Below are 12,583 nucleotides of genomic sequence, written 5' to 3'. Positions count from 1 at the left end.
GAACAGCATGTGGGCGTTATTCATGATAAGAAATGTGAAAAAACAAAGACCTGTCAATCTGGATCTCAAAACGATCCGGTTCCCTGTAACAGCAATAGCGTCCATTCTGCACCGTGTTTCTGGTGTGATTACGTTTGTGGCGGTCGGTATTTTGCTGTGGTTACTGGGCACCAGCCTCTCTTCCCCTGAAGGATTCCTCCAGGCCTCTGCCATCATGAACAGCTTCTTCGTGAAATTCATCATGTGGGGCATTCTGACCGCGCTGGCGTACCACGTCGTTGTGGGTGTTCGCCATATGCTGATGGACTTTGGCTACCTGGAAGAGACTTTCGAAGCCGGGAAACGCTCCGCTAACATTTCATTTGTGATTACTGTCGTGCTTTCACTTCTCGCAGGAGTTCTCGTATGGTAAGCAACGCCTCCGCATTAGGACGCAACGGCGTACATGACTTCATTCTGGTCCGTGCTACCGCCATCGTTCTCACTCTTTACATCATCTATATGATCGGTTTCTTCGCGACCAGCGGCACGCTGACGTGGGAAATCTGGAGTGGGTTCTTTGGATCCGCCTTCACCAAAGTGTTCACCCTGCTGGCTCTGTTCTCCATCCTTATTCATGCGTGGATTGGCATGTGGCAGGTGTTGACCGATTACGTTAAACCGCTGGCGATTCGCCTCCCACTGCAGCTGGCCATTGTTGTTGCACTGGTGGTTTACGTTATTTATGGATTCGTTGTGGTGTGGGGTGTGTAATGAAACTGCCAGTCAGAGAATTTGATGCTGTTGTAATTGGTGCCGGTGGCGCAGGTATGCGTGCCGCACTGCAAATTTCCCAGAGCGGCCAGACCTGTGCGCTGCTCTCTAAAGTTTTCCCGACCCGTTCCCACACTGTGTCTGCGCAGGGCGGTATCACCGTTGCGCTGGGTAACTCCCACGAAGATAACTGGGAATGGCACATGTACGACACGGTAAAAGGTTCCGACTACATCGGCGACCAGGATGCCATCGAATATATGTGTAAAACCGGCCCGGAAGCGATTCTGGAGCTGGACCACATGGGTCTGCCGTTCTCCCGTCTGGAAAATGGCACTATCTATCAGCGTCCGTTTGGCGGCCAGTCGAAAAACTTCGGCGGCGAGCAGGCGGCACGTACCGCGGCGGCGGCTGACCGTACCGGTCACGCACTGCTGCATACCCTCTATCAGCAGAACCTGAAAAATCATACCACCATCTTCTCCGAGTGGTACGCGCTGGATCTGGTGAAAAATGCCGATGGCGCAATCGTCGGCTGTACCGCGCTGTGCATCGAAACCGGTGAAGTGGTTTACTTCAAAGCCCGTGCTACCGTGCTGGCTACCGGCGGTGCAGGCCGTATCTATCAGTCCACCACCAACGCCCACATCAACACCGGTGACGGTGTCGGTATGGCTATCCGCGCGGGCGTGCCGGTGCAGGATATGGAAATGTGGCAGTTCCACCCAACCGGTATCGCCGGTGCGGGCGTTCTGGTAACAGAAGGCTGCCGCGGTGAAGGTGGCTACCTGCTGAACAAACACGGCGAGCGCTTCATGGAGCGTTATGCCCCGAATGCGAAAGACCTGGCGGGTCGTGACGTGGTGGCGCGTTCCATCATGATCGAAATCCGTGAAGGCCGCGGCTGTGACGGCCCATGGGGTCCACACGCGAAGCTGAAGCTCGACCACCTGGGTAAAGAAGTTCTGGAGTCCCGTCTGCCGGGCATCCTGGAACTGTCCCGCACCTTCGCACACGTCGACCCGGTGAAAGAGCCGATTCCGGTTATCCCAACCTGCCACTACATGATGGGCGGTATTCCGACCAAAGTGACCGGTCAGGCGCTGACCGTAAACGAGCAGGGCGAAGACGTGGTTATTCCTGGCCTGTTCGCGGTAGGCGAAATTGCCTGCGTATCCGTACACGGTGCAAACCGTCTGGGCGGCAACTCCCTGCTGGACCTGGTGGTGTTTGGTCGTGCGGTGGGCCTGCATCTGCAGGAATCTATTGCCGAGCAGGGCGCGCTGCGTGACGCGACCGACGACGAAATTGATGCCTCTCTTGAGCGTCTCAACCGCTGGAACGGTAACCGCAACGGCGAAGATCCGGTGGAAATCCGTAAAGCGCTGCAGGAATGCATGCAGCACAACTTCTCGGTATTCCGTGAAGGCGACGCGATGGCCAAAGGTCTTGAGCAGCTGAAAGCGATCCGCGAGCGTCTGAAAAATGCCCGTCTGGACGACACCTCCAGCGAATTCAACACCCAGCGCGTTGAGTGCCTGGAGCTGGATAACCTGATGGAAACCGCGTTCGCGACGGCGATGTCGGCAAACTTCCGTACCGAAAGCCGTGGCGCGCATAGCCGCTTCGACTTCCCGGATCGTGATGACGAAAACTGGCTGTGCCATTCCCTGTATCTGCCAGAGTCGGAATCCATGACGCGTCGTAGCGTCAACATGGAACCGAAACTGCGTCCGGCGTTCCCGCCGAAGATTCGTACTTACTAATGCGGAGACAGGATAATGAAACTCGAATTCTTAGTTTATCGTTATAACCCGGATGTTGATGACGCTCCGCGTATGCAGGACTACACCCTGGAAGCGGAAGAAGGTCGCGACATGATGCTGCTGGATGCCTTAATCCAGCTGAAAGAAAAAGATCCTACGCTGTCGTTCCGCCGCTCCTGTCGTGAAGGGGTTTGCGGCTCTGACGGTGTGAACATGAACGGCAAAAATGGCCTGGCCTGCATCACGCCAATTTCAGCGCTGCAGCGTCCTGGTCAGAAAATTGTTATCCGTCCTCTGCCAGGCCTGCCGGTCGTGCGTGATTTGGTGGTAGACATGGGGCAATTCTATGCACAATATGAGAAGATTAAGCCTTACTTATTGAATAATGGGCAAAATCCACCCGCTCGTGAGCACTTACAGTCTCCTGAGCAGCGTGAAAAACTCGATGGGTTGTACGAGTGTATTCTCTGCGCATGCTGTTCAACGTCCTGCCCGTCGTTCTGGTGGAACCCGGACAAGTTTATCGGCCCGGCCGGTTTGCTGGCTGCCTATCGCTTCCTGATCGATAGCCGCGACACCGAAACCGATAGCCGTCTGGAAGGACTGAGTGACGCTTTCAGCGTATTCCGCTGCCATAGCATCATGAACTGCGTCAGTGTGTGTCCGAAGGGGCTGAACCCGACGCGCGCCATCGGCCATATTAAGTCGATGCTGCTGCAGCGCAGTGCGTAAGTAGTGAGAGGGGAGCGGTGTTCCCCTCACCCTAACCCTCTCCCTAAGGGAGAGGGGACAGATTGCAGGAAATCTTTAAAAACTGCCGACGGCATTCCCCCTCTCCCTTAGGGAGAGGGTAGGGGTGAGGGTAAAGACCCTTAGACAGTTTCTAAAGGTTCCTTCGCGGGCCAAAGTAAAAGAGCTCGCAGGTGAACCCCGGCACGTACACGTGGTGTGCGTGGTAGTTTCTACGGCGAAAGTAAGCATAAAAATGCTTAAGGGATCACGATGCAGAACGGCGCAATGAAAGCCTGGCTGGACTCTTCTTTCCTTTCTGGTGCGAACCAGAGCTGGATTGAACAGCTCTATGAAGACTTCTTAACCGATCCTGACTCAGTGGACGCAAACTGGCGTTCCATGTTCCAGCAGTTGCCTGGCACAGGGGTCAAACCGGATCAATTCCATTCCAAAACACGTGATTATTTCCGTCGTCTGGCGAAGGATGCCTCACGTTACTCTTCTGCGATTTCCGACCCTGACACCAATGCGAAGCAGGTTAAAGTCCTGCAGCTTATCAACGCTTATCGCTTCCGCGGTCACCAGCATGCGAATCTCGATCCGCTGGGACTGTGGAAACAAGACCGTGTGGCCGATCTCGATCCGGCATATCACGATCTGACCGAGGCCGATTTCCAGGAAAGCTTTAACGTAGGTTCCTTTGCCATCGGCAAAGACACGATGAAGCTGGGCGATCTGATTGACGCGCTCAAGCAAACCTACTGCGGCTCCATCGGCGCGGAATACATGCACATTACCTCTACCGAAGAGAAGCGTTGGATCCAGCAGCGCATCGAATCCGTAGCGGGCCACGCGACCTTCTCGGCTGACGAGAAAAAACGCTTCCTGAACGAACTGACCGCAGCGGAAGGGCTTGAGCGCTATCTGGGCGCGAAATTCCCGGGCGCAAAACGCTTCTCGCTGGAAGGCGGCGATGCGCTGGTGCCGATGCTGAAAGAGCTGATTCGTCACGCAGGCAAGAGCGGCACCCGTGAAGTGGTTCTGGGCATGGCGCACCGTGGTCGTCTGAACGTGCTGGTCAACGTGCTGGGTAAAAAACCTCAGGACCTGTTCGACGAGTTCGCGGGCAAACATAAAGAACACCTCGGCACCGGCGACGTGAAGTACCACATGGGCTTCTCGTCAGATATTGAAACCGAAGGCGGTCTGGTTCACCTGGCGCTGGCGTTTAACCCGTCACACCTGGAAATCGTTAGCCCGGTGGTTATCGGTTCCGTGCGTGCGCGTCTGGATCGTCTGGACGAGCCGAGCAGCAATAAAGTACTGCCAATTACCATCCACGGTGATGCGGCTGTAACAGGGCAGGGCGTAGTTCAGGAAACCCTGAACATGTCGAAAGCGCGTGGTTACGAAGTGGGCGGTACCGTTCGCATCGTGATTAACAACCAGGTGGGCTTTACCACCTCTAACCCGCTTGACGCGCGTTCTACCCCGTACTGCACCGACATCGGTAAGATGGTGCAGGCGCCAATCTTCCACGTTAACGCGGATGATCCGGAAGCCGTTGCTTTCGTTACCCGTCTGGCGCTGGACTTCCGTAATACCTTTAAACGCGATGTGTTCATTGACCTCTTCTGCTACCGCCGTCACGGCCACAACGAAGCGGACGAGCCAAGTGCAACCCAGCCGTTGATGTATCAGAAAATCAAAAAACACCCGACCCCGCGCAAAATCTATGCTGACAAGCTGGAGAGCGACAAAGTGACGACGCTGGAAGATGCGACCGAAATGGTCAACCTCTACCGCGACGCGCTGGATGCGGGTGAATGCGTGGTCAAAGAGCTGCGCCCGATGAACATGCACTCCTTTACCTGGTCGCCGTACCTCAACCACGAGTGGGATGAGAGCTACCCGAACAAGGTTGAGATGAAGCGCCTGCAGGAGCTGGCTAAACGCATCAGCACCGTACCGGACGCTATCGAGATGCAGTCTCGCGTGGCGAAAATCTACGCTGACCGTCAGTCCATGGCGGCAGGCGAGAAGCTGTTCGACTGGGGCGGCGCGGAAACGCTGGCCTACGCAACGCTGGTTGACGAAGGCATTCCTGTTCGTCTGTCCGGTGAAGATGCCGGCCGTGGGACCTTCTTCCACCGTCACGCGGTTGTTCACAACCAGTCCAACGGTTCAACCTACACCCCGCTGCAGCACGTGCACAACGGTCAGGGCCAGTTCAAGGTCTGGGACTCCGTGCTGTCTGAAGAAGCGGTTCTGGCCTTCGAATACGGTTACGCCACCGCAGAACCACGCACTTTGACCATCTGGGAAGCGCAGTTCGGTGACTTTGCCAACGGTGCGCAGGTGGTTATCGACCAGTTCATCTCATCCGGCGAGCAGAAGTGGGGCCGTATGTGTGGCCTGGTAATGCTGCTGCCGCACGGTTATGAAGGTCAGGGTCCGGAGCACTCCTCCGCGCGTCTGGAACGTTATCTGCAGCTCTGCGCCGAGCAGAACATGCAGGTCTGCGTGCCGTCCACCCCGGCTCAGGTCTACCACATGCTGCGTCGCCAGGCGCTGCGCGGTATGCGCCGTCCGCTGGTGGTGATGTCGCCGAAATCCCTGCTGCGTCACCCGCTGGCCGTGTCCAGCCTGGACGAACTGGCGAATGGCACCTTCCTGCCAGCCATCGGTGAGATTGACGAGCTGGATCCGCAGGGCGTGAAGCGCGTAGTGATGTGTTCTGGTAAGGTTTATTACGACCTGCTGGAACAGCGCCGCAAGAACGATCAGAAAGATGTCGCCATCGTGCGTATCGAACAGCTTTATCCGTTCCCGCATCAGGCGATGCAGGAAGTGCTGAAACAATATGCTCACGTACATGATTTTGTCTGGTGCCAGGAAGAGCCGCTTAACCAGGGCGCATGGTACTGCAGCCAGCATCATTTCCGTGAAGTGATTCCATTTGGGTCAGCCCTGCGTTATGCAGGTCGCCCGGCCTCCGCCTCTCCGGCGGTAGGGTATATGTCCGTTCACCAGAAGCAGCAACAAGATCTGGTCAATGACGCGCTGAACGTCGATTAATTAAAGGATACAAAATGAGTAGCGTAGATATTCTTGTTCCCGACCTGCCTGAATCCGTAGCAGATGCGACCGTCGCTACCTGGCACAAAAAACCAGGCGATGCCGTTAAGCGCGATGAAGTGCTGGTAGAAATCGAAACTGACAAAGTGGTACTGGAAGTACCGGCTTCGGCGGATGGCGTTCTGGACGCGGTGCTGGAAGATGAAGGTACTACCGTAACCTCTCGTCAGATCCTGGGTCGCCTGCGTGAAGGCAACAGCGCGGGCAAAGAGTCCAGCGCGAAATCTGAAGAGAAAGCCTCTACGCCGGCTCAGCGCCAGCAGGCTTCTCTGGAAGAACAGTCTAACGACGCCCTCAGCCCGGCGATCCGTCGCCTGCTGGCTGAACACAGCCTCGACCCGGCAGCCATCAAAGGCACCGGTGTGGGCGGCCGTCTGACCCGCGAAGACATTGACAAACACCTTGCGAAAGCGCCAGCTCAGGCAGAAGCGAAAGCCCCTGCGGCAGCACCAGCAGCACAGCCTGCTCTGGGTGCCCGCAGCGAAAAACGCGTGCCGATGACCCGCCTGCGCAAGCGCGTGGCCGAGCGTCTGCTGGAAGCGAAAAACTCCACCGCGATGCTGACCACCTTCAACGAAGTGAACATGAAGCCAATCATGGACCTGCGCAAGCAGTACGGTGACGCGTTTGAAAAACGTCACGGTATCCGTCTGGGCTTTATGTCCTTCTACGTGAAGGCGGTAGTTGAAGCGCTGAAACGCTACCCGGAAGTGAACGCGTCTATTGACGGCGATGATGTGGTTTACCACAACTACTTCGACGTCAGCATGGCGGTTTCTACTCCACGCGGCCTGGTAACGCCGGTTCTGCGTGATGTGGATACCCTGGGTATGGCTGACATCGAGAAAAACATTAAAGAGCTGGCTGTTAAAGGCCGCGACGGCAAGCTGACCGTAGACGACCTGACCGGCGGTAACTTCACCATTACCAACGGCGGCGTATTCGGCTCGCTGATGTCTACCCCGATCATTAACCCGCCGCAGAGCGCGATCCTGGGTATGCATGCCATTAAAGATCGCCCTATGGCGGTAGACGGTAAAGTTGAGATCCTGCCAATGATGTACCTGGCGCTCTCTTACGATCACCGCCTGATCGACGGCCGCGAGTCCGTGGGCTTCCTGGTCGCGATTAAAGAGCTGCTGGAAGATCCAACCCGTCTGCTGCTGGACGTCTAGTTTTGCAGTCTTGCCCGGCGGCGTATGGCTGCCGGGCCAATAAAAGCACGACCTAACGATTACCTGAAGGATGGATAGAACACATGAACTTACATGAATATCAGGCCAAACAGCTGTTTGCCCGGTATGGCTTACCGGCTCCGGTGGGTTATGCCTGTACTACCCCGCGTGAAGCAGAAGAAGCCGCATCTAAAATCGGTTCCGGCCCTTGGGTAGTTAAGTGTCAGGTTCACGCTGGTGGCCGTGGTAAAGCGGGCGGTGTGAAGGTTGTTAAGAGCAAAGAAGAGATTCGTGCGTTTGCTGAACATTGGCTCGGCAAGCGTCTGGTAACGTACCAGACAGATGCGAACGGCCAGCCGGTTAACCAGATCCTGGTTGAAGCGGCGACCGACATCGCAAAAGAACTGTATTTGGGCGCGGTTGTTGACCGTAGCTCCCGTCGCGTGGTGTTCATGGCGTCTACCGAAGGCGGCGTGGAAATCGAAAAAGTGGCGGAAGAAACCCCGCACCTGATCCACAAAGTGGCAATCGATCCGCTGGCGGGCCCAATGCCTTACCAGGGTCGCGAGCTGGCGTTCAAACTGGGCCTGGAAGGCAAGCTGGTTCAGCAGTTCACCAAGATCTTCATGGGTCTGGCAAACATCTTCCTGGAGCGCGACCTGGCGCTGATCGAGATCAACCCGCTGGTGATCACCACTCAGGGCGACCTGATCTGCCTCGACGGCAAGCTGGGCGCTGACGGCAACGCGCTGTTCCGCCAGTCGGATCTGCGCGAAATGCGCGACCAGTCTCAGGAAGATCCGCGTGAAGCACAGGCTGCACAGTGGGAGCTGAACTACGTGGCGCTGGACGGCAACATCGGCTGCATGGTTAACGGTGCGGGCCTGGCAATGGGCACCATGGACATCGTTAAGCTGCACGGCGGTGAGCCAGCAAACTTCCTCGACGTAGGCGGTGGCGCAACCAAAGAGCGCGTAACCGAAGCGTTCAAAATCATTCTCTCTGACGACAACGTGAAGGCCGTTCTGGTTAACATCTTCGGCGGCATCGTTCGTTGCGACCTGATCGCCGACGGTATCATCGGTGCGGTAGAAGAAGTGGGTGTTAACGTTCCGGTTGTTGTGCGTCTGGAAGGTAACAACGCTGAACTCGGCGCGAAAAAACTGGCTGACAGCGGCCTGAATATTATTGCAGCGAAAAGTCTGACGGATGCAGCTCAGCAGGTTGTTGCCGCAGTGGAGGGGAAATAATGTCAGTTTTAATTAATAAAGATACCAAGGTTATCTGCCAGGGCTTCACCGGTAGCCAGGGGACTTTCCACTCCGAACAGGCGATTGCCTACGGCACGCAGATGGTTGGCGGCGTAACGCCAGGTAAAGGCGGTACCACGCACCTGGGCCTGCCGGTATTCAACACCGTGCGTGAAGCCGTAGAAGCGACGGGCGCAACCGCGACCGTGATCTACGTTCCGGCACCGTTCTGCAAAGACTCCATTCTGGAAGCGATCGACGCAGGCATCAAACTGATCATCACTATTACTGAAGGCATCCCGACGCTGGATATGCTGACCGTGAAGGTGAAGCTGGATGAAGCTGGTGTGCGTATGATTGGCCCGAACTGCCCTGGCGTTATCACCCCGGGCGAATGCAAAATCGGCATCATGCCTGGCCACATTCACAAGCCGGGTAAAGTGGGCATCGTGTCCCGTTCCGGTACGCTGACCTATGAAGCCGTTAAGCAGACCACCGATTACGGCTTCGGCCAGTCCACCTGCGTGGGCATCGGCGGTGACCCGATCCCGGGCTCTAACTTCATCGACATCCTGAAGCTGTTCCAGGAAGATCCACAGACCGAAGCGATCGTGATGATCGGTGAGATCGGCGGTAGCGCGGAAGAAGAAGCCGCTGCTTACATCAAAGAACACGTGACCAAGCCAGTTGTCGGTTACATCGCGGGTGTGACCGCGCCGAAAGGCAAGCGTATGGGTCACGCGGGCGCGATCATCGCCGGTGGTAAAGGTACGGCTGATGAGAAATTCGCAGCGCTGGAAGCCGCAGGCGTGAAGACCGTTCGCAGCCTGGCGGATATCGGCGAAGCACTGAAATCCATCATTAAGTAAGTCCTCTCTGCTCCCCGAAAGGGGGGGCGTTGAAGTATAAAAATGTCCGTTTCGACATGGTTGGCCGCTGTAAAGCGGCCTTTTTTATTGCCTGCGTCTGGCGACTAGCGTGAACTTGTAATCATCGGTATTGAACACGTTGCGGCTGTATTCAAATACCCGCCCGTCCTTCAGAAACCCGCGGGAGACTTTTTCCAGGATCGGCTTTGCCGGATCGAGCGACAGTGCGGCGATCGCCTCCTCTGACGGCATGATCGGCACCAGCTCCTGTTCGCTGCGATCGATAACCAGCTTTTTGATCTGCTCAACGTAGTGGTATTTCGAATTCTCCATCACTTCCCAGGTGAGGTCGGGGAACAGGGCCAGCGGCATCCACGTTTCTTCCAGATTTACCGGTTTTTGTTTGATAAAGCGGACGCGTTTGACGTGCCAGACCTTATCGTCATGAGAGAGATTCAGCTTTTCGGCAAGTTTCGCATCGGCTTTCAGCACTTCGAAAATGCTCACCTCACTGTGGGTATCCACGTTCCGGTCCGCCAGTTTTTCGTAAAACCCGGTGAGCTGGTAAATGTCGTAATTGACGCGCTCTTCTTTTACGTAGGTGCCGCTGCCCTGAATGCTCTCGACGATCTGCTCTTCCGTAAGCAGCTTTAGCGCCTGTCTAACCGTGACGCGACTCACGTTGAATGCCTCCTGAAGGCTGGATTCCGTCGGTAACGCATCGCCAGGCTTTAACTCTCCCGCGCTGATTTTTTCGCGAAGCGCATCGGCTATTTGCCGGTACATCGGTTTGTTACCCATCGAATCTGCCTTTCTAATACCTTTGCATGGAATTATGCCTCTCACTTAAAATTTGTAAATAATACAACTTAAATACAAATTTGCATTGTTAGTGAAAATGATCACATAAATGTATTGTGTGACCTGCCACAATTGCCGCCAGACAATAACAACTTAAGTGTGAGGATCTTATGAACCTGACGACTCTGACCCACACCAGTGCTGTCTGCTTGCAGGCGCGCTATGCCAGCCGTGATGAGGCCATTCGCCAGCTTACAATGCGGCTGGTGGCGCTGGGCAAAATTACAGATGGCGATGCATTTTTGGCGGAGGTCTACCGTCGCGAATCGCAGGGGCCAACCGCCCTGGGTGAAGGGCTGGCTGTCCCGCATGGTAAATCGAGCGCGGTGAACGAAGCGGCTTTTGCGGTTGCTACGCTGTGCGAACCGCTGGATTGGGAGGGGGTGGACGGCCCTGAAAAGGTTGAGATGATCGTCCTGCTGGCCATCCCGCCAGCTGAAGCGGGATCCACGCATATCCAGGTGCTGACGGCGCTGACGTCTCGCCTTGCCGATGATGTCCTCCGGGAACGCGTTATGGCTGCAGAGACGGCAGAGGATCTGCTTGATGCGTTGAACGGTGTCTCGCAGGAAGACGAGGCTGATACGCGGGTGAATGCACCAACCGTCGTCTGTGTCACTGCCTGTCCGGCGGGGATCGCGCATACCTATATGGCCGCAGAGTACCTGGAAAAAGCGGGACGTAAGCTCGGCGTCAACGTGGTGGTCGAAAAGCAGGGGGCGAACGGTATTGAAGGGCGCATTACTGCCCAGCAGCTACAGGAGGCGAAAGCGTGTATTTTTGCCGCAGAAGTGGCGATCAAAGAGAGTGAGCGCTTTCAGGGGATCCCCGCCATTTCCGTGCCCGTTGCGGAACCCCTGCGCCATGCTGAAGCGTTGATTGAACGCGCGCTGGCGCTAAAGCCTTCTACCGATGCGCGCCATGCGCAGGTCGATACCGAAACGAAAAAGCGCGTTAAAACTGAACTCAAGCAGGCGCTTCTCAGCGGCATCTCTTTTGCGGTGCCGCTGATCGTCGCCGGCGGTACGGTGCTGGCCGTATCGGTACTGCTGGCGCAAATCCTTGGCCTGCAGCACCTGTTTGACCAGGAAAACTCGTGGCTTTGGATGTACCGCAAGCTTGGCGGCGGCATGCTCGGCATTTTGATGGTGCCTGTCCTGTCGGCCTACACCGCCTACTCGCTGGCGGATAAACCTGCGCTGACGCCGGGCTTTGCGGCCGGTCTGGCTGCCAACATGATCGGCTCCGGTTTTCTCGGCGCTATCGTCGGCGGGCTGATCGCGGGCTATCTGATGCGCTGGGTGAAAAACCACATCCGGCTCAGTAGCCGCTACAACGGCTTTTTAACTTTTTATCTCTATCCGGTGATTGGCGTGCTGGGCGCGGGCAGCCTGATGCTGTTTGTGATTGGCGAACCGGTGGCCTGGCTCAATAACACGCTCACCGTCTGGCTTAACGGTCTGTCCGGCGCGAATGCGCTGCTTCTGGGGGCAATCCTCGGGTTTATGTGCTCATTCGATTTGGGTGGCCCAGTCAACAAAGCCTCTTACGCGTTCTGCCTGGGGGCGATGGCGAACGGGGTATACGGTCCCTATGCCATCTTTGCTTCCGTCAAAATGGTCTCAGCCTTTACCGTCACGGCGTCAACGATGCTGGCACCGAAGCTGTTCAAGTCATTTGAAATTGAAACCGGCAAATCGACCTGGCTGCTCGGCCTCGCGGGCATTACCGAAGGGGCGATTCCGATGGCGATAGAAGATCCGCTTCGCGTTATTGGCTCATTTGTACTCGGATCCATGGTGACAGGCGCGGCTGTCGGTGCGATGGGGATCGGGTTGTCTACGCCGGGGGCCGGGATTTTCTCTCTTTTTTTACTTCACGATGCCGGGTTGGGTGGTGTGGTTGCTGCGGCGGGCTGGTTTGGCGCGGCGCTGGTGGGTACCGCTATCTCCACCCTGGTTCTGCTGCTCTGGCGACGCCAGGCGGTAAAAAAGGGCAACTACGTCACTGAAGACGCCTTATCGTAAAAACGCACAAAC

The 12,583-nt window shown here is 56.3% G+C and carries 10 protein-coding genes; 9 read left to right on the top strand and 1 reads right to left on the bottom strand.

Going from position 1 to position 12,583, the window contains the following annotated elements; translation table 11 throughout:
* Positions 1 to 7: 7 nt before the first annotated feature.
* The 8 genes from sdhC to sucD all read left to right on the top strand — a co-directional run bounded on the left by sdhC (position 8) and on the right by sucD (position 9,683).
* Positions 8 to 412, top strand: a complete 405-nt coding sequence (gene sdhC / locus AC1VYI_RS18170) for a succinate dehydrogenase cytochrome b556 subunit (RefSeq protein WP_020684965.1) — start codon at positions 8 to 10, stop codon at positions 410 to 412.
* Positions 406 to 753, top strand: coding sequence for a succinate dehydrogenase membrane anchor subunit (gene sdhD / locus AC1VYI_RS18165; RefSeq protein WP_008501088.1), 348 nt, complete (start codon positions 406 to 408; stop codon positions 751 to 753). The genes sdhC and sdhD overlap by 7 nt, the downstream gene beginning before the upstream one ends.
* A complete protein-coding gene (gene sdhA, locus AC1VYI_RS18160) occupies positions 753 to 2,519 on the top strand; it encodes a succinate dehydrogenase flavoprotein subunit (RefSeq protein WP_023310789.1) in 1,767 nt (588 codons plus the stop codon). The genes sdhD and sdhA overlap by 1 nt, the downstream gene beginning before the upstream one ends.
* Positions 2,520 to 2,534: 15 nt before the next feature.
* On the top strand, positions 2,535 to 3,251 hold the full coding sequence (gene sdhB, locus AC1VYI_RS18155) for a succinate dehydrogenase iron-sulfur subunit SdhB (protein ID WP_134866651.1): 717 nt from the start codon (positions 2,535 to 2,537) through the stop codon (positions 3,249 to 3,251).
* A gap of 270 nt (positions 3,252 to 3,521) precedes the next feature.
* Positions 3,522 to 6,329, top strand: a complete 2,808-nt coding sequence (gene sucA / locus AC1VYI_RS18150; protein WP_023310790.1) for a 2-oxoglutarate dehydrogenase E1 component — start codon at positions 3,522 to 3,524, stop codon at positions 6,327 to 6,329.
* A 14-nt stretch (positions 6,330 to 6,343) separates the two neighbouring features.
* Positions 6,344 to 7,564 (top strand): 2-oxoglutarate dehydrogenase complex dihydrolipoyllysine-residue succinyltransferase, encoded by a 1,221-nt coding sequence (odhB, locus tag AC1VYI_RS18145; RefSeq protein WP_008501093.1) that lies wholly within the window; start codon positions 6,344 to 6,346, stop codon positions 7,562 to 7,564.
* An 83-nt stretch (positions 7,565 to 7,647) separates the two neighbouring features.
* The gene (gene sucC / locus AC1VYI_RS18140; RefSeq protein WP_023310791.1) at positions 7,648 to 8,814 is read left to right on the top strand and encodes an ADP-forming succinate--CoA ligase subunit beta; all 1,167 of its coding nucleotides are present in this window, start codon (positions 7,648 to 7,650) and stop codon (positions 8,812 to 8,814) included.
* Positions 8,814 to 9,683: a succinate--CoA ligase subunit alpha gene (gene sucD / locus AC1VYI_RS18135; protein ID WP_008501094.1), complete on the top strand. Its 870-nt coding sequence runs from the start codon at positions 8,814 to 8,816 to the stop codon at positions 9,681 to 9,683. The genes sucC and sucD overlap by 1 nt, the downstream gene beginning before the upstream one ends.
* A gap of 84 nt (positions 9,684 to 9,767) precedes the next feature.
* Here the strand turns inward: sucD and AC1VYI_RS18130 are convergent, their stop codons facing one another.
* Positions 9,768 to 10,484 (bottom strand): GntR family transcriptional regulator, encoded by a 717-nt coding sequence (locus AC1VYI_RS18130; protein ID WP_021241016.1) that lies wholly within the window; start codon positions 10,482 to 10,484, stop codon positions 9,768 to 9,770.
* 170 nt (positions 10,485 to 10,654) lie between these two features.
* Between AC1VYI_RS18130 and mngA the strand changes: the two genes are divergently transcribed.
* Entirely contained in the window at positions 10,655 to 12,571 is a 1,917-nt protein-coding gene (gene mngA / locus AC1VYI_RS18125) for a PTS 2-O-a-mannosyl-D-glycerate transporter subunit IIABC (RefSeq protein ID WP_226483638.1), read from the top strand.
* Positions 12,572 to 12,583: the final 12 nt, after the last annotated feature.

The sequence above is a fragment of the Enterobacter sp. QK-SA4 genome, assembly GCF_056856775.1.
This window is presented reverse-complemented; position numbering and strand designations above follow the sequence as displayed.